18 protein-coding genes are annotated in these 14,436 nt (G+C 41.2%); 4 read left to right on the forward strand and 14 right to left on the reverse strand.

Annotated features, from left to right (window positions below):
- Positions 1-46: 46 nt before the first annotated feature.
- The gene (locus tag IPN35_00325) at positions 47-1,132 is read right to left on the reverse strand and encodes a hypothetical protein (GenBank protein ID QQS59324.1); all 1,086 of its coding nucleotides are present in this window, start codon (positions 1,130-1,132) and stop codon (positions 47-49) included.
- A gap of 237 nt (positions 1,133-1,369) precedes the next feature.
- Here IPN35_00325 and IPN35_00330 point away from each other — a divergent pair, with 237 nt between their 5' ends.
- Both IPN35_00330 and IPN35_00335 read left to right on the forward strand, forming a co-directional pair.
- Entirely contained in the window at positions 1,370-1,594 is a 225-nt protein-coding gene (locus IPN35_00330; GenBank protein ID QQS59325.1) for a transposase, read from the forward strand.
- Positions 1,595-1,738: 144 nt separating this feature from the next.
- The gene (locus IPN35_00335) at positions 1,739-2,068 is read left to right on the forward strand and encodes a transposase (protein QQS59326.1); all 330 of its coding nucleotides are present in this window, start codon (positions 1,739-1,741) and stop codon (positions 2,066-2,068) included.
- A 105-nt stretch (positions 2,069-2,173) separates the two neighbouring features.
- Here the strand turns inward: IPN35_00335 and IPN35_00340 are convergent, their stop codons facing one another.
- The 3 genes from IPN35_00340 to IPN35_00350 all read right to left on the reverse strand — a co-directional run bounded on the left by IPN35_00340 (position 2,174) and on the right by IPN35_00350 (position 5,298).
- Positions 2,174-3,844 carry a prephenate dehydrogenase/arogenate dehydrogenase family protein gene (locus IPN35_00340; GenBank protein ID QQS59327.1) on the reverse strand — a complete coding sequence of 557 codons (1,671 nt, stop codon included), beginning with the start codon at positions 3,842-3,844 and terminating at the stop codon, positions 2,174-2,176.
- A 44-nt stretch (positions 3,845-3,888) separates the two neighbouring features.
- On the reverse strand, positions 3,889-4,446 hold the full coding sequence (locus IPN35_00345; protein ID QQS59328.1) for an NAD(P)H-dependent oxidoreductase: 558 nt from the start codon (positions 4,444-4,446) through the stop codon (positions 3,889-3,891).
- 63 nt (positions 4,447-4,509) lie between these two features.
- Positions 4,510-5,298, reverse strand: coding sequence for a pyrroline-5-carboxylate reductase (locus IPN35_00350; protein ID QQS59329.1), 789 nt, complete (start codon positions 5,296-5,298; stop codon positions 4,510-4,512).
- Between the two features lie 110 nt (positions 5,299-5,408).
- On the opposite strand from IPN35_00350, the gene IPN35_00355 reads away from it, so the two are divergent.
- The gene (locus IPN35_00355) at positions 5,409-5,663 is read left to right on the forward strand and encodes a hypothetical protein (protein QQS59330.1); all 255 of its coding nucleotides are present in this window, start codon (positions 5,409-5,411) and stop codon (positions 5,661-5,663) included.
- A complete protein-coding gene (locus IPN35_00360; protein ID QQS59331.1) occupies positions 5,653-6,360 on the forward strand; it encodes an anaerobic ribonucleoside-triphosphate reductase activating protein in 708 nt (235 codons plus the stop codon). The genes IPN35_00355 and IPN35_00360 overlap by 11 nt, the downstream gene beginning before the upstream one ends.
- 62 nt (positions 6,361-6,422) lie before the next feature.
- Here IPN35_00360 and IPN35_00365 read toward each other — a convergent pair whose 3' ends face one another.
- From IPN35_00365 to IPN35_00410, 10 genes are all read right to left on the reverse strand, one after another.
- A complete protein-coding gene (locus tag IPN35_00365) occupies positions 6,423-8,636 on the reverse strand; it encodes an S-layer homology domain-containing protein (protein ID QQS59332.1) in 2,214 nt (737 codons plus the stop codon).
- Between the two features lie 146 nt (positions 8,637-8,782).
- Positions 8,783-9,061, reverse strand: coding sequence for a 30S ribosomal protein S19 (gene rpsS, locus IPN35_00370; protein ID QQS59333.1), 279 nt, complete (start codon positions 9,059-9,061; stop codon positions 8,783-8,785).
- Between the two features lie 17 nt (positions 9,062-9,078).
- On the reverse strand, positions 9,079-9,912 hold the full coding sequence (rplB, locus tag IPN35_00375) for a 50S ribosomal protein L2 (GenBank protein ID QQS59334.1): 834 nt from the start codon (positions 9,910-9,912) through the stop codon (positions 9,079-9,081).
- A gap of 1 nt (position 9,913) precedes the next feature.
- Complete coding sequence (locus IPN35_00380; protein ID QQS59335.1) at positions 9,914-10,282, reverse strand: 50S ribosomal protein L23; 369 nt, start codon at positions 10,280-10,282, stop codon at positions 9,914-9,916.
- Complete coding sequence (gene rplD, locus IPN35_00385; GenBank protein ID QQS59336.1) at positions 10,279-10,908, reverse strand: 50S ribosomal protein L4; 630 nt, start codon at positions 10,906-10,908, stop codon at positions 10,279-10,281. The genes IPN35_00380 and rplD overlap by 4 nt, the downstream gene beginning before the upstream one ends.
- A complete protein-coding gene (rplC, locus tag IPN35_00390; protein QQS59337.1) occupies positions 10,905-11,480 on the reverse strand; it encodes a 50S ribosomal protein L3 in 576 nt (191 codons plus the stop codon). The genes rplD and rplC overlap by 4 nt, the downstream gene beginning before the upstream one ends.
- 114 nt (positions 11,481-11,594) lie before the next feature.
- Positions 11,595-12,239, reverse strand: coding sequence for a hypothetical protein (locus IPN35_00395; protein QQS59338.1), 645 nt, complete (start codon positions 12,237-12,239; stop codon positions 11,595-11,597).
- A 12-nt stretch (positions 12,240-12,251) separates the two neighbouring features.
- Positions 12,252-12,527: a 50S ribosomal protein L27 gene (gene rpmA / locus IPN35_00400; GenBank protein QQS59339.1), complete on the reverse strand. Its 276-nt coding sequence runs from the start codon at positions 12,525-12,527 to the stop codon at positions 12,252-12,254.
- A gap of 53 nt (positions 12,528-12,580) precedes the next feature.
- Positions 12,581-14,209: a hypothetical protein gene (locus IPN35_00405; GenBank protein ID QQS59340.1), complete on the reverse strand. Its 1,629-nt coding sequence runs from the start codon at positions 14,207-14,209 to the stop codon at positions 12,581-12,583.
- 21 nt (positions 14,210-14,230) lie between these two features.
- The gene (locus IPN35_00410; GenBank protein QQS59341.1) at positions 14,231-14,434 is read right to left on the reverse strand and encodes a hypothetical protein; all 204 of its coding nucleotides are present in this window, start codon (positions 14,432-14,434) and stop codon (positions 14,231-14,233) included.
- Positions 14,435-14,436: the final 2 nt, after the last annotated feature.

Raw genomic sequence — 14,436 nt, forward strand, 5'->3', positions numbered from 1 at the left:
CAAAAGAAAAATAAAATCTGATCTTTGTTATTCGTGAGGAAATATATCAAATCTTTAGAACTTTTTCTTTCCGCAGGACATCTATGCTGGGAATGAGTCGGCTTGGTTCGATAATCATCTTTTCATTCTTCAGTGCTTTTGGACCAGGATTTGTATCTGGGTCGTGAATAGCATATATGGGCTCTTCTCCAGCCCTCTTTATTATATCTTCGTTTATTCGTGTTATATCACCTATTCCCATTTCGGAAAGAAGTTTTTTCTGTTGAGCAATAATGTACACTGTCCGACAGATATCAGTATACATACCACCTCCTTCTTTTATATTCGTGTTCTTTCCGTCAATTCGTGGTTCTACTGCTTCAATTTGGTAGCGTTGAAGATTTCTCTCGACTTGCCCCATGCCAAGTACCATTTCGATGGAATATCCAGTCGCCATAACCAATTGATTAATATATTTGCTTTTTATGCCATATTCACCAGTGAGAAGCCATCGATCATATTGAAGACCTTGGGTATATCGCTTCGAGTTCTCACCCATAATGGAGAGAGTGTTGAGAAAGGTGAGAATAGGCTGATTATTCCTTCCATTTTTTGCCATCTTAACGGCATCAAGATCGGGTCTTTGTTTTTGCGCCCACGCCATATAGCGAATGGGGTCGTACTCTTGTCCGATATTTGTGATATCGCTATCAATTTGCGCTACAAATAATTCCGGATGTTTTTCTTTTTGCAATTGAATATAGGCAGCAAGCATAGTGAGTCCTTTTCCGCGAATTTGATCGAGAGATTCCGCCTGTAAAATATCGAGAAAACGAGGGACATCGAGACAGGAATTTAGAACATCTTCTTGAAGAAGTGGGAAAATATCGAATGATTTCATAATTTCATTTCCGTGGTCATTCTCATCGTCTTCGGTAACGCTTATGGCAGTGATATTTTCTGCTGGCACCTTGAGGTTCTCAATAAGATACTCGGCGGTGCGCCCGATGGTTTCTCCCTGTTTGTATACAGGGAGGACTATTCTGTATAATTGCAAAATATTGTTGATTTTTTCGCGTGTTTCGTTAACGACGTTGTGAATACTCTCACCATCTGTGTTCAAGAGAGGAGTTCTTTCTTGTTCTTCTTGCATATTTTCCCTAGAAACAAATGCATGTTCAATTTTGTTTCTATTTAAAGTTAAAGTATTTAGACGGGAAACAATTTCGACTCTCATGTTTTTTAAAAAATGAAAAATCGAATATATATTTCGCATTCTTTTTCGTGAAGTCAATAAAAAATATGATAAGGTAATACTTTTTTATAATTCTCTGTTTTAAAAGAACTCGTGCAGATACATACTGTTCGGAAAAAAGTAGTGTAGCTTTTATTGTGTTCGGGGTATGGAATAATAGAAATACTTCCTTGGGAAACGGATACTGATTCAGAGAAGAACAAGGGGAATGGGTACTCCGAAGAAGGCTCCCATGCATGGAAGGAGACCTTCTCTGATCTCATCAGTCGCGGGCTGAACCAGATTAACCTTGTGATCTCCGATGAACTCAAGGGGATTACTGAAACCACAGAGGAATATTACCACGGAGGAAAACACTAATTGTGTCTGATCCACCGGAAACGGAATCTGATTAGCCGACAAAAAGAAAGAGTTCTCCGATGACTTCAGCCATGTCTTTTCCGTTGACGATCCGGAAAACAGTATCGAAAGGATCGAAGAAAGGCTCATATTCTTTACGGAGAAATGGAAGCCGCACATCTCAATATCGATTCCTGTCTTGAGACCGGAAAGCTCAAAAACTATGCCGCCTTTCTCCATTTCCCCGAAGAAATACGAAGGATGGTCTACACTACCAATTGGATCGAGAGGCTTAATACTCATAGCAGAAAGATCACCCAACGAGTCCCTGTATTTCCGACACTGGACTCACTGCTCAACCTCGTTTTTATGGTGACCCAGCACTTTGAAGACGGACCGTACAAACGGCACATTCCTGCTTTTTATAAACACCTCAAACCTTCCCATTCTGACCTCGGACATAATCTTCTGGACATTACCGAAAAAAAGATATGAATAAGAAACCATAAGTCAGAAACCGTCCTTACAGGATTTACGAGCGTTGGATATTTTTTGGCAATGAGATATCCAATAACGAGCATGGTGAGATTAGCAAGAATTCTATTTCTCTAGTGTTCCTTCTACGGAGTATTGCCCCAGTATTTTTCCATTTTCTGTTTTTTCCCGAAACCCTTTTTTCCAGTCTTCGCTTATTCCTCCTTCAAAATCCACAAAAAAAGCATATTCCGAAAAATTATTTCCCACCGGTCTCGACTCAATACGAAGGAGATTTTTTCCTGCATCCGAAAATACCTTGAGTGCAGAAAGAAGAGCGCTGGGTTTGTTCTTGAGTTCAAAAAAGACGGACGTTATTCCTTCATTTTTTTCTATCACATCTTCTAGGCATCGTTTTCGAATAAGTCCAAATCGAGTTGTGTTTCCTGAAATATCGGCAATATTTTTTGCAAGAAGAGAGAAATACGCAGATTCTGCGGCAAGACGACTACAGAGTGCAGCTGAATTTTTTGTTTTTTCAGCGTGGATTACCGATTCTGCTGTGCTAGCAACGGTAACAATATCCGCGTTTGGGTATTGCTGATGAAGAAAGGTTCCGCATTGTGCAATAGCTTCGGGGTGTCCGAATATTTTTTCTACCTTTTTTGTTGAAAGGGGCGCAGCAAGAATGTGGTGAATAGGAAATTCAAATACGCGCTCAATCCAGAAATCATTTTCTGCAACACCGTTCCATACCTGTCGAACACTTCCTGAAATGCTATTTTCGAGGGGGAGAAAAGCAAAATCAATTTCGTCTTTTTTTAGGGCAGAGAGAACAGAAGAAAAGTTAGGAAAAAGTGCTCGAGGTTCTTGCGCAAAAAACATTTGTCCTGCGAGATCTGACCAAGTGTACTTTGGTCCCAAGAGACCAATCTTCCCCTTGGTGCTTTCCTCATTGGTATCTTTTGATACATGTTCTTCTGATGACAGAAGGGCAATAATTCGATCACTCTCTTCTTGCGCCTTTTTGCAAAAATCTCCAAAGAATTTTCTGTTTTTTCGAAAGTGCTCTTCAAATTCCGATTGATTGCCCTCAAAGAGGTGTTGCGCGTTTTTCAGAAAATCTGCAATTGTTTTTCGAGAAGCTTCTGATCCATAGACAATTTCTCCATAGAGCAATTCATTTTGTCCTAAAATTCTCCCGACAATATTCATTTGCAAATGATAAACCGGACTCGAAATATCGAGGAGTTCTGCAACAGAAACACCGCTTTTTGCAATGGTTTCGGCAAACGCATTTTCCAAAAAATGCTGAAGTCCCTGAATAATTCCCATGCATTGATCGTGCTTTTTTTCGTCCATTTCCAAAATCCGGAATTCCTGAAATATCTCGCGTATTTTCGGAAGCCATGCCTCTCCTCGTCCGTGGCAAAAGACAACAGGTTGGTTTGGAAGAATATTTCGTGGACCAAAAAGTGGATGGCATCCCAACACTTCTCCCGAAAAAGCTTGCAGCATGCTTTTTAATGGAGCTTCTTTTGTGGAGCAAAAATCCATAAGGAGCGATTCCTTTTTTAGGTGTGGTGCTACGATTTGGCAAACTTCTTCTATTGCCGAAATGGGAACTGAGAGAATCACAATATCCGATTTTTTTGCGAGCTCTTCATGAGAGAGTGGAGTTGTTCTTCCAGAAATGAGCACCCCATGTCCTTTTCTTTCAAAGTGTTCTGCAAAAGCAGAGCCAAATTCACCCGTTCCGCCCACAATCCCAATGGTTTCTTTTTGCATTTTTTGCATCCTTGGCATCATACCAAGAAATTCCCTCATTGAGAAAGAGAGGATTATTCTTCGGCGAGTCGTTCTGCGTCTCTGAGCCATTTCTCGAGTTCCTCTGGATTTCGTTTTCGTTTTTGATCGTACAAGCGTGCAGAAGTTGTTCGAATACCGCAGAAACGAAGCGTGATAATTTTAAGAAGAGTGAAGAAGGGGGAGAGGAGAAGTCTGTATATCCATTTGGGACCGTCACAGGTGATAAAAATGCGCGCTGTTTTTTCTGAAAGAAGTCCTACCGGTCTTCCATTTTTATATTGAAAGGCAAAGCCAGCAGTAAAATTTTGATCGATAAAATTCTTCAAAATTGCTGGCATATATCCCCACCATAAGGGAAAAATGAACACTATTTCACTCGCGAGTTGTATTTTTTCTTGTATTTTTTCCCGAACATCATCAGCGGGATATTTGCTCATATCTTCAAAAGTCAAAAAAGGTTGTTGCCATTCTGGGTCATAGAGATCTAAAATTTCCGACTCTCCTGAGAAGGCGTTTGCATATCGTTCTGCAATGTTTCGAGAAAATCCTTTTGAGCTGGGGTGAGCCATAATAATGAGACTCTTTTTCATATTTTGGGAGAGAATATCTCATGTATACGCTCCTCGATGTGAACTTTCAAATATCTCGCGAGATCACCCCTTTTCTCCGCCAAGCTCTTTACTTCTTTTTTGTGCGGCAAAAAGTGCCTCTTGTATGACTTTTCCTAAGTTATTTTCTGCAAAAGACTGAAGCGCCGCCGCAGTGGTTCCTCTTGGGGAAGTAACTTTTTGGCGAAGTATTTCTGCACTTTCTCCTGTTTCTTCGAGAAGTTTCGCCGATCCGATAAAAGTTTTTTTGGCGAGCTCTTCTGCCATCTCTCGGGGAAGCCCCATCCACACTCCGCTTTCGGAAAGAAGCTCGACGAATCGAAAAAAATATGCCGGACCAGAGCCAGAAAGGGCAGTGACTGCGTGCATGTCATCCTCATTTTTCAGCTCAATGGTTCCTCCTGTTGCCGAGAAAAGATTCTGGCAAAATACTTGATCATCCGTTGATATTTCTGGTGAAAAAAAGAGTGCAGAAATACCTGCCCCAACGAGTGCTGGTGTATTTGGCATAACTCGACAGATTCTATTAGTTCCAGAAATATCTTGCAGTGTTTTTGTTCCTGTTCCGGCAAGTACTGAAATAAGAAGTGGATTTTCTGCTGTTTTAGCAGGGAGGGCACTCGAGAGATGTTGTGGTTTTACTGCCAAAAGAACAGTGTCACAATCTTCAGGATTTCCGAGAGAGATGCCGAGTTCACTTGAAAGGGCACTGCATTTCTCTGTATTCATATCGAGGACAAAAGTATTTTTTGGGTCAAAAACCTGTCGAGAAATGGCGGCTCTCACAATGGCTTCTCCCATATTTCCTGCTCCAATAACAAGGATTTTTCGCATTATATTCCACTAAAGAAATCGAGAGAGAGCATATCATTTTTTTGAAAAAAAGTTTCCCCTTCTCGTCTCTTTCGGGGAAAGCTACAATGAGAAGTGATTTTTTAAGAACCATGTATGGAATACTTTTTACCACAACTTCGTGTCCAAAATGTCCGGCGTTTCGAGAATATATTTCGGAACATGTTTCGTTTCCGGTTGATATTTTTGACGAGCGACATGCCGATTTTCAATCACTCGTAGGGGAACATGATATAACGGCGGCGCCAACACTTATTCTTTGCGATGAGTCTCGTAAGGAGGTTTTTCGGACTTCAGATGCTTCTGAACTTTCTTCATTTCTCTCCTCATCCCCTGATGCCATTTAGCATTGCGGGATTACAGAAGCTTACGCTTCTTGATTTTCCCAAGAAAACGGCGTGTATTGTGTTTCTTGCGGGATGCGATTTTCGGTGTCATGTGTGTCACAATTCTGAACTCGTACTTCCAGAGCGCATGGAAAAGCCTTCTCTTTCGCAGAAAGAGTTTTTTCAATTTCTTGAAAAAAGAAAAGGTCTGCTCGATGGAGTTTGCGTCACGGGAGGGGAACCAACAGTTCATCCGAGTCTTCCGAAATTTCTTTGGGATATTCGGGGACATGGTTTTCTCGTAAAGCTTGATACCAATGGGAATAATCCCAAAATGCTTTCGGATATTCTTTCTCAGAATCTCGTGGATTATGTGGCAATGGACATCAAGGCATCAAGTGAGGAAAAATATTCTGCCTTTACGGGGGTGAAGGTAAATTTTCAAAATATTACCGTTTCTCGAGATCTTCTTCTCTCTTCTGGAGTTCCACACGAATTCCGCACAACGATGGTACGTGAGTTTCATGATGAAAATGAATTCCAAAATATTCTTTCTTTTTTGAGAGGAGTGGATCGGTATTTTCTCCAAAACTTTCGGAGAGAGGGGAGTTGCTTAAATTCCGAATGGGAAGCGATGCATGGATTTTCTCGTGAAGAGCTTCTTAAAAAAAAGCTTTTGGCAGAGCAATTCGTAAAGCAGGTAGAATTGCGGTTATAATCAAAAATACCCCTTTCGATATCGAAAGGGGTATTTGAGTTTTTCTTGCGTTCCTAAACTTACTAACGATTCAAGAAATTGAGAAGGTTCATGACAATCTTGGCGAGTTGTCCTCGAGTAAGGGTATCATTTGGTCCAAATGTTCCGTTACCATATCCACTTACAATTCCATGTTCTGTTGACCAATTGATGAATTCTGTTGAAAAGGCTCCCATTTCAACATCGGAAAAACTCGACTTCATTTCGGCATAGGAAGAGGTGTCTATTCCAGCGGCGTTCAGAAGAATTTTGAGTCCTTCTCCACGGGTAACAGAGATATTTGGGCGGAACATACTGTCTGAATATCCCGAAACAATGTGAAAGAGCTTTGCCTGTGCAATGAAAGGGGAGTACCACTGAGTGGAATCAACATCGGGAAAAGGGTTATCCTGAACGTCAAGTTTTCCAATGGCAAAGGCTTCAAGCGCAATTTTGGTGAGCTCTGCTCGGGTAATATTGTTGTCCGGTCCAAATGTTCCGTCTCCGTATCCTTCAATAATGCCACGTTGAGCAAGCTGGAGAATGAACTCTTTTGCCCAGTGATTTTTGATGTCTAAAAAGGTTACTTCGCTAAAGAGATCACCTTCTTGTGGAGATTCCTCGCTTTCGTTTTCTGGTGTTTGAGGATTGTCAACAATGGATGTTCCAATAGAAGTGTTTACCTCAAGAGTGAAGAGACGATCACGGGCGCAGATTGGTGAAGAGTTGTTTTCACCATAAAGCTCTACCCGATACTTTCCATTTTTCGTGATTGCTTTTGGAAGATCAGCAACAACAGCATACGATCCATCGGTCTTTTTTGTTGCTTTGAGTTCAAGGGCCTCTCCAGCAACAGTGAGTTGTATGGTGGTTGGTTTTATTGTGGCAATTGCATCAAAGGAAAGGTGTTCGATTTGCTTTACCATAGTGTTTGGCGCGGGAGAAATGTTGGAGAAGAGGGAGAAGTCGCAGAAATCTGCTATTTTCCTGCTTCCTCCACTTCCACTTCGGCGTTTTTCTGCTGGAATAATAATAGTCTCACCTGTTTTTACCTCTTCCGTTGTTGTGTCATCATCTCCGGCAGTATCATTTTCTCCTGTCATATCTTCTGCCAAACACATTCCTTGATCGTGAAGAGTAAGGAGGAGGTTGGTACAATTCTGCTGCAACTCCTGAACTGATACTTTTTCGGCAATAAGAGCATTATATTCGTCTTGGAGTGTTTCGATCTCTCCGAGAAGAGTACTGATTTGATTGATAATGTCTTCATCTGTGGAAGGAGGCGTGTGGGTTTCCCAAAAGGTTTCTAGAGCGGAAATAAGGGATTCCGTACTTGCTTCATCTTGGCAGTAATAAGTTTGTCCGTAAATCACCCCTGCCACTTGACCGGAGCTGACTTCAATATCTTCAAAACTCTGGGTGGTGTTGCATCCAACATTTTCAAAAAGATCGGCGAGATTAGTGGAAAATTGCGTATTTTCCATGAGTTGACCATCGAGAGTATTAATCGTTCCATTTTTTGCTTCAACTTCTTGCTCAATAGCAAGAAGTTGGGCATCGAGATTTTCAATCTTGTTGGAGTATTGTGAGCACTCTGGACAGTCGACCGGTTCTTCAAAATCCGCTGGAACATCTTCTTCTTCATGATCAATATTTTCTTCGGTACATTCTCCGTTTGATTGTTTTTCGAGCATGAATTCAACGCATCCTTGCGCATCACTTAGTTTTTGTTCATATTCAATGAGCATGGCAAAGTAATCATCCAAACTTTGCTCTAGCTGAACAAAATCGTTTGAAATATCTGTCCAAGCATTTGTATTATCGGAATCAAACGTGGTGCTCCATTCGATCATGTTTCCCTGAAATCCATTTTGAACAAGGGCTTCGAGCGATTCGTTGTTGGCACAGGAAAAAGGAATATCGTAGAGATACCCCTGAATGCCATCGACACTAAGTATCTCTTCTTCTGAGGAAGTACAACCAGCATTGGCAATAAGATCAGAGAGCATTTGCTCAAATTCTGCATCAAGAGAACTTGAATTCTCTTTGATACCGAGAAGACTATTTCTTATTTTTGTTTTCAAGGTTTGTATGTCGTTTTCTGTATTTGCTATTTCTGCCGATGCTAGAGTAACTGCCTCCTGTTCTAGGGTGCAATCGGTACATGCCACCATCTCCTCCGCAGATGCGACGGAAAAAGAACCGAGCAAAAAGAGAACTGTGAGGGGGGCAGAGAAGAAAAGAGAGCTATTCTTCATAATAGTAGTGAAAAAGGAGGAAAGCAAAGAAACCTTCCGTTTCTAAAAACGAAATACATAAGAGAATGTTTCACAAGATATTAAAAAAGGATCTCAAAGACATGTCTTTGAGATCCAAAAGAAGATCTTATGAGAATATCCTCTCTTTATTTCTGTCCTTTTGCTAATTTTCCACCATGTCCTTTCCATTTTCGTGTAGGAGCGAACTCTCCGAGCTTGTGCCCCACCATATTTTCTGTCACAAAAACGGGGATGTGTTGCTTTCCATTGTGTACCGCAAATGTGAGCCCCACGGAATCAGGGTGGATATCCGAGCCACGAGCCCAAGTCTTAATAACTCCCTTCCCTCCAGAGGCTTTTGATTGCTCAATTTTTTTCATGAGTCGTGGGTCAACATATGGACCCTTCTTTGCACTTCTTGTCATAACAGAAATCAAAAAAATTATTTCTTCTTTCGCCGTCGAATAATAAAACGACTCGAAACTTTTCGTGGAGAACGTGTCTTTTTTCCAAGTGCTGGTGCTCCCCAAGGAGTCTTTGGCGCCTTGAGACCAATGGGACTATGTCCTTCCCCTCCTCCGTGTGGATGATCAACTGGATTCATGGATTTTCCAAGAACCTGTGGACGCCATCCCATTTTTCGTTTTCGTCCTGCTTTTCCAATACGAACATTTGCATGGTCGGCATTGGAAACAATGCCAATCGTGGCATAGCATTCTTTGGAAATATACCGAACTTCTCCGCTAGGAAGTTCAATCTGTGCCATCTCTCCATCTTGCGAAGTAATTTTCCCAGAAGATCCTGCGGATTTTATAAGTTCACCACCTTTTCCAAATTTGAGCTCTACATCGTGAATGGGGTATCCTGGTGGAATATTACGGATCTGAATGCGATTTCCGGTTTGAATCTTCGCTTTTTTATCACAGATAACCTCTGCTCCTACAGAAACCCCTTCTGGAGCAATAACATAGCGTTTTTCTCCATCGTTGTAGCAGAGGAGTGCCAAAAAGGCGGTTCTCCCTGGATCGTATTCCAAGGCAGTAACACGAGCTGGAATACCAGCTTTATCGGTTCTTTTCGAATCAATAATTCGTATCTTTCGCTTTACTCCCCCTCCGCGATGTCGAACAGTAATGTGACCATGTGCATTTCGCCCAGAACCGGAAACCTTTTTAATGCAAAGACTTTTCTCCGGTTTTTTTCGGGTGAGAATGGAATAATCAACAACACTTGCTTTTTGACCGCTGGTGGAGTTTTTTAAAATTCGAACAGGCATTTTATGAGGAAGAAACAGGGGATGATTCCGGAGCTTTTTTCTCCAATTTTTTAACGTCTTTTTTTAATCTTGGCTCGGGGGCAGGTTTTAGGAGGTCAAGGGATTGCCCCTCAGCAAGGCGAACAACAGCCTTCTTCTTTTCTTTGCGCTTTACTTGGGGACCGAATTTTCCTCGCACCCGTATTTTTTTTGGCATCTTTATGATTTTCACTTCTCGCACCTTAGCTCCAAAAAAAATCTCAACTGCCTGAGCAATCTCCTTCTTATTTGCATCTGAATGTACAGAAAGAACATGCTGATTCTTTTCTTCCGAAAGACGAATTGCCTTTTCTGTAACGACAGGACCGAGAAGAACGTGACTTAAATTCATTGGTTTCCAAAAATATTTTCAGCAACTTGAAGTGCTTCTTGAAGAAAAATAACCTGTTTCGCATCCACAATGTCTTTAATGTTCAGGTATTGTGCAAAAAGCACTTTCACGTTTGGTATATTACGTGCAGATTTTTCGAGAATCTCATCTCGTCCCGAAGTGACAACGAGAGTTTTTCCTGAACACTTCATGTGTGAAAGGAGCTCTGCAAAGTGTTTTGTTTTTGGAATCTCGACCTGAAAAGTCTCTATCGCAAAAACCTCTTTTCCACTTACTTTTGCAGAAATGGCTGAAAGAAGAGCCTTTCGACGCATTTTTTTTGGCATTTGTTTCACAAAGTTCTGATCACCTGTTGGACCGAAAAGAACAGCTCCTCCTCGCCACTGTGGGGATCGTCGTGATCCCTGTCGTGCTCGACCAGTTCCTTTCTGACGCCACGGTTTTGCTCCACCTCCTCGTACAAAAGAACGAGTCTTTGTACAAGCGAGTGCAAAACGAGCATTTGCCTCCTGACGAATGAGTGCCTCATGCATAAGTGCAAAATTTGGCGTCTCAATAAGGAGTCCCTTTGGAAAAGGAATTTGCTCCTTTTTCTCGCCGGTAGATGAGTAGAGATCTATTTTCATGACTGCTTTTTAATGAGAATAAGGCTATTTTTTGAGCCTGGAACAGGTCCTTTGATGGCGATAAGACTCCGCTCAGTATCCACTCTTACGATAGATCGGTTGCGAAGCGTAATTTTATCACTTCCCATTCTTCCTGGCATTTTGAGTCCAGGTTTTGTACGACCTGGCATAGCACAAGCTCCTGTTGATCCATGACGTGGATACTTGGTTCCATGGGTAAGACGAATCACACTAAAGTTGTGTCGCTTTACATTTCCCTGAAACCCCTTTCCTTTTGAGGTGGCGACTACAGTCACCTTTTCGCTCTTTTCGAAAATTCCAACAGAAAGCTCATCTCCCTTTTTTACCTCATGCTTTCCAGAGATTTGTCGTAAGGTGCGGAATTTTTTTGCCTTTGAAGATTCGGGAAGTTTTTGGGCTCCTAGTACAATTGCGTCTGCCCCATCCTTTCCTTTCTCTTTTACTTGCCACACAGTATTTGGCTCACACTGTATGTAAGTAATAGGAATCATACGACCATCCTCTTCGAACACTTGGGACATGCCAATTTTTTTTCCAATAATTGCGGGCACGTTTTTTTGAAAAACAAAATGCTTTCAGCGCTTCCAAAAGCGAATGGTGTTTTGTTTTCGTGCGACAACAAAACCCAATGGGAAGATGAAAATGCCGGAACATTCTCGATTATCTTATGGGGAAATGTCAACTCTTTTTTGAAAGAATTTGGGAAGGGGGCGAACGAGAACAGAATTTTCTCGCACTGCCACCACAAGAGCAATGAGTTCTTTTTTTGCATTGCAGAGAGGCATTCCAGAGGTTGCCCATGGGTATTTTCCGGAGATTTCTCTTAGTCCTGAAAAGATTTTGGTTTCACCGGTAATGGGGTCTTTTGAACCGGATGAAACTATATCTTCACTTTCTTTTTTTGACGAAAATTTTTGTTCACACGGACTAAAATCTACTTCTGAGGAAGCGAGATCAGAAGAGATGATGAGAGGCACTCCACATTTTTCTGTTTTGAGAAGTGCAAGATCTTCTTGTGGAAATTGTTCAAGAACGTCATATCCGGGGAGAATACTGCCAGAGGACAGAAGGTGATTTACCGTGAGAACAGTGTAGCGATCGATATATACTCCGGTTCCTTCGATTTTTTTCTTTGGAAAATCCCTTTCTTTTTCAGAAGGAATATACGCGGAAATGGACACCAAAGAAGGTAAACAAGGTGTCTCTGCTTGATTTTTCGCAGGAGAAATACATCCCAATAAGAGAAAGGGGAATACAAAAAAAACTCCGGCAAAATATCCAGAGTTTTGAAAAAAATTCGAAGAAGACATAATTCTCTTTTTTTAGAAAACAACAGAAACGTATGTTTTTCGATATGTTCGACCATCGTATCGTTTTTTTCTCTTTTCGTAATATTCTACTTTTCCATCTGAACTCGCAAAAAGTGTGAAATCTTTTCCGACACGCACGTTTTCTCCTGCTTCATACTTTGATCCTCGTTGTCGCAAAAGGATGCTTCCGGCAGAAACTGATTGTCCGCCATAAACCTTAACGCCAAGACGTTTTGCGTTTGAGTCTCGTCCATTTCTACTGGAGCCACCAGCTTTTTTGTGTGCCATACGACAAATGAAAAAAGTGTGTCAACTGTAAGTGAGGAAACTCTTTCTGTCAATTATTTATCAGTCGAGGCGGATGAAATTTCTTCTGTCGACCCCGATTTTGTATCTATACTATGGTTTATGAGAACGCTCTCAAGAAAAGTGGCATTTCCGGTTTTTTGAAAGTAGATAAAATTGCGAAGATCATCACAACGGAAGTGTACCCGACCATTCCAAATAAGTTCTTGTATTTTGCTGACGAGATGTTCATTTTCTTTATCTTTTGGCTTTCCATCTTCTTTTGTCGTTAGTTTTCTGAGTGATGGTTCGAGGCTTTTCTCTAGATTTTCGCGTCGATATTTAAAAAAGTGGAGAGGTTGCGATCGTTCCATTTTAGAAACTATGATGAGGGCCTTATCGATGAGCGCGGGATCTTCTGTAAAAATTTCTTCCGTTTTTTCTTCTCCACGAGGAAAAACTTCGTTGTTGAGTTTTAGATGAAAAAGAAGGTTGTACGCCTCTTTTTCTATTTTTGTATCTGTGTGATTTTTGGTGAATCTTCCGACGGCTTCTGCAAGCTCGTGATTTTCACTCAGAAGTATTGTCCACTCCTCGGGTACGGGAATTTTTTTGCTTTCTGGTAGTTTTTTTTGGACGGTATGCGCTGGTTCTTGCGATTGCCCTGTTGATTGTGGTGCTTGTACAAGATTTCCTGATGTGGTGGCAGGAGCCCTCTTTTTGATTCTTCCGCTGTATCTTGTAGAAGAAATTCCTGTGAACCAATTCCGAGAAATTTGGCAGTTTTCATATTCTTCTTTTTCGGTGCCTGATGGAGTTTCTTTTTTTTGGATTCCGTTAAGACCCGATGATTTTTTCCTTCCATTTTTTTCATCGTGCGGATGTTCGTCTAAAAGATATTGCACTTCAGGATTATTCCCATTTGGCGGACCTATTCCGAGGATAAGAATTTTATTGTCTCCATTGCGAAAGGCAATTGTTCCACCATTTTTCAAAACTTCTTTGGCGGCATTTTCATCAAATTTCATCTCTGCATATCCACTATCTCCTTTTTCTTTATTTTTGGTGTTTCGTTGTTCGAGAAATTTTTTTATGAGAGGGATTTGCTGTTCTGGTGGAATATTGCGCACGCGCGGATCCTCAATAGCTACTCGAAACAGTGAATTTTCCTGCTTTTGTTGCTGTTGATGTTCTACTTCTTGTTGGCGAACAATGGGGGTATCGAGTCGTTTTGATAACGCATTTCCCATTTCATCTTGGATATTTGTTTCTCCGTAGAGCGCTTTGTGAATTTCAAATTGTGCATCATAAGTATCTCCTCCTTCGTTTATATTGGCGATATGCTCTGATGATTGCGTCGATGAAAGGGGTGTTGCTCTCTGAACTTCTTGTTTTCGAAAATAGTAATCTCGTCCTTTTTCTTGATTTTGTCGAAGAGAAAGCGTTGTTTTTTCTTGCGCCAATTTTAGATTTTCCCAAGCTTCCGAAAGATGATTGGTCGGAAGATTTTCAAGTGTTGCTTGATCACTGTAATCTATTGTTGTTTTTGGTTGTTCTTTTTCCGGAGACGGAGAAAGCTCAGTTGCGACTGATCCCAAATTTTTGTCATTCCACTGAAAAATATTTCGTTTTTCTTCAAAGAACCTCCTCTTGTGTGCCAGTGATCTCCAGTAAAGAGGATTCATTTGATTTGAGTTTCTGTTGTATTATGAGAGCACATTTTGCATTTGGTTTTCTATTTCTGCTTGCTCGCATTTTCGCTCTGCCGTTTCGAGTTTTTCCATTTCTTCGAGCACTTTTTTGCGGATCTCTTGTTCTTTTTTTTTCGAAATTTTGAGCGATTCCGAAAGCGAAAGAATCTGCTCAATAAGCTCTTCACGGCTCATCTGTTGTGCTGTTTGGTCTGACATTT

This window comes from Candidatus Peregrinibacteria bacterium, from assembly GCA_016699755.1.
Lineage (GTDB): Bacteria > Patescibacteriota > Gracilibacteria > CAIRYL01.

What these genes read in the sequence shown, in the direction of transcription:
- IPN35_00350 (QQS59329.1), bottom strand. Translation starts at nt 5,298, where the DNA reads ATGCGAAAAATCCTTGTTATTGGAGCAGGAAATATGGGAGAAGCCATT.
- rpsS (QQS59333.1), bottom strand. Translation starts at nt 9,061, where the DNA reads ATGACAAGAAGTGCAAAGAAGGGTCCATATGTTGACCCACGACTCATG.
- IPN35_00335 (QQS59326.1), top strand. Translation starts at nt 1,739, where the DNA reads ATGGAAGCCGCACATCTCAATATCGATTCCTGTCTTGAGACCGGAAAG.
- IPN35_00325 (QQS59324.1), bottom strand. Translation starts at nt 1,132, where the DNA reads ATGCAAGAAGAACAAGAAAGAACTCCTCTCTTGAACACAGATGGTGAG.
- rplD (QQS59336.1), bottom strand. Translation starts at nt 10,908, where the DNA reads ATGAAAATAGATCTCTACTCATCTACCGGCGAGAAAAAGGAGCAAATT.
- IPN35_00345 (QQS59328.1), bottom strand. Translation starts at nt 4,446, where the DNA reads ATGAAAAAGAGTCTCATTATTATGGCTCACCCCAGCTCAAAAGGATTT.
- IPN35_00410 (QQS59341.1), bottom strand. Translation starts at nt 14,434, where the DNA reads ATGTCAGACCAAACAGCACAACAGATGAGCCGTGAAGAGCTTATTGAG.
- IPN35_00355 (QQS59330.1), top strand. Translation starts at nt 5,409, where the DNA reads ATGTATGGAATACTTTTTACCACAACTTCGTGTCCAAAATGTCCGGCG.
- IPN35_00380 (QQS59335.1), bottom strand. Translation starts at nt 10,282, where the DNA reads ATGAATTTAAGTCACGTTCTTCTCGGTCCTGTCGTTACAGAAAAGGCA.
- rplB (QQS59334.1), bottom strand. Translation starts at nt 9,912, where the DNA reads ATGCCTGTTCGAATTTTAAAAAACTCCACCAGCGGTCAAAAAGCAAGT.
- IPN35_00340 (QQS59327.1), bottom strand. Translation starts at nt 3,844, where the DNA reads ATGCAAAAAATGCAAAAAGAAACCATTGGGATTGTGGGCGGAACGGGT.
- IPN35_00360 (QQS59331.1), top strand. Translation starts at nt 5,653, where the DNA reads ATGCCATTTAGCATTGCGGGATTACAGAAGCTTACGCTTCTTGATTTT.
- IPN35_00365 (QQS59332.1), bottom strand. Translation starts at nt 8,636, where the DNA reads ATGAAGAATAGCTCTCTTTTCTTCTCTGCCCCCCTCACAGTTCTCTTT.
- IPN35_00395 (QQS59338.1), bottom strand. Translation starts at nt 12,239, where the DNA reads ATGTCTTCTTCGAATTTTTTTCAAAACTCTGGATATTTTGCCGGAGTT.
- IPN35_00405 (QQS59340.1), bottom strand. Translation starts at nt 14,209, where the DNA reads ATGAATCCTCTTTACTGGAGATCACTGGCACACAAGAGGAGGTTCTTT.
- rpmA (QQS59339.1), bottom strand. Translation starts at nt 12,527, where the DNA reads ATGGCACACAAAAAAGCTGGTGGCTCCAGTAGAAATGGACGAGACTCA.